We start from the raw sequence: 1531 nt of genomic DNA on the forward strand, positions 1-1531 counted from the left end.
CTTTTAATTATAAATGGATTGTTGTTTTAATTAACTATTAAAGAGAATAACGATTAAAGTGTTTTGACATAAAGAATAAAAACATTACTATTGTAATAAATGATTCGACACTGCTATTATTATTTACAGTTAGTTAAAAATAACAGGAAATATAAAAATGTCTGATGCAATGAAAGCACTTTTAAACCTTCGTAGTCTTCGTGCTCTTTCTCGTGAATATACTCTAGAGCAACTAGAAGAAGCACTTGAGAAATTAACTACCGTTGTTCAAGAACGTGCTGAAGCTGAAGCAGCGGAACAAGCTAAAGAAAATGAGCGTAATGAGAAACTAGCTCAATACCGTGAAATGCTATTAGCAGATGGTATCGACCCAGAAGAATTATTAGCGAGCCTTTCTAAAGCACCAAAAGCAAAACGTGCTGCACGTCCTGCTAAATATAAGTTCATCGACGAAAACGGTGAAGAAAAAACATGGACAGGCCAAGGCCGTACACCAAGCGCACTTAAAAAAGCACTAGATGAAGGTAAATCTTTAGAAGATTTCGAAATCTAATTTGCAAAAAGCATTACGAAAAAGCCCAACTAAGTTGGGCTTTTTTATACTTACTAAAAACAAAGTTTTGCCTGTATATCAGCGTAAAAAGTAAATATAAATAGTTTAAAGGTATACGTTATCTTTCCCTTATTTATTACTTTAATACCACGACTCTTTATCTATATTAAAAAACCAGACAAAAATGCCTGGCTTTTAATACACTCTAGATAGCAATTAATTTAGCTCGGTTCAGTAAATCTTATCGGCTAAATGGCTTACTGCTAATGCAAAATAGTGAGATCGATTCCATTTCATTAGCGTTTGGTAATTACCATAAACAAGATATGCACGACCATGGTTATCATCAGGTTGAACTAACCAAGCTTCAATATCTTCTTGCGGTAAGTTAGTACCCGATAAGGTACGAACCCCTAAGGCCTGCCACTGTGCTAACGTTTTTCCTTTCTCGGCATCAGTGCCTTTTAAACTGTCAGATAATGATGACGGAATTTGTACTTGGCGCCCCCAAGTATATTTATCATTCCAACCAGATTTCTTCAGGTAATTCGCAGCAGAAGCAAATACATCCGCTTTAGTATTCCAAATATCCGCTTTACCATCATTATTTCCATCAACCGCGAAGGTTAAATAAGACGTTGGCATAAATTGACACTGACCCATTGCGCCAGCCCAAGAACCTCTCATCTCATCAATAGTAATGTGACCTTCTTGAAGAATTTGTAATGCCGCCATCACTTGTTTGCGGAATAACTCTTCACGACGACCTTCATAAGCTAATGTCGTTAATGCTTCAACAACATGGTAATTACCTTGTAATTTACCAAAGTTACTTTCAACACCCCACAACGCAACAATAAAGCGAGGCTGAACACCATATTCTTTACCAATGCGATCTAAGGTTTCTTTATTCTCATGATATAAACGACGTGCTTGTTTTACTTTCCAATCAGGTACAGCACGAGGAATATATTGATC

The 1531-nt window shown here is 36.3% G+C and carries 2 protein-coding genes; one reads left to right on the forward strand and one right to left on the reverse strand.

What is annotated here, in order from left to right; all coding sequences use genetic code 11:
• The first annotated feature begins 157 nt into the window (after positions 1-157).
• Positions 158-553, forward strand: a complete 396-nt coding sequence (locus E5A76_RS20275; RefSeq protein WP_008986577.1) for an H-NS family histone-like protein — start codon at positions 158-160, stop codon at positions 551-553.
• A gap of 231 nt (positions 554-784) precedes the next feature.
• Here E5A76_RS20275 and E5A76_RS20280 read toward each other — a convergent pair.
• The coding region (locus tag E5A76_RS20280; protein ID WP_161120042.1) for a lytic murein transglycosylase at positions 785-1531 on the reverse strand (747 nt) is incomplete at its 5' end.

This window comes from Photobacterium lucens, from assembly GCF_009873615.1.
Taxonomy (GTDB): Bacteria; Pseudomonadota; Gammaproteobacteria; order Enterobacterales; family Vibrionaceae; genus Photobacterium; species Photobacterium lucens.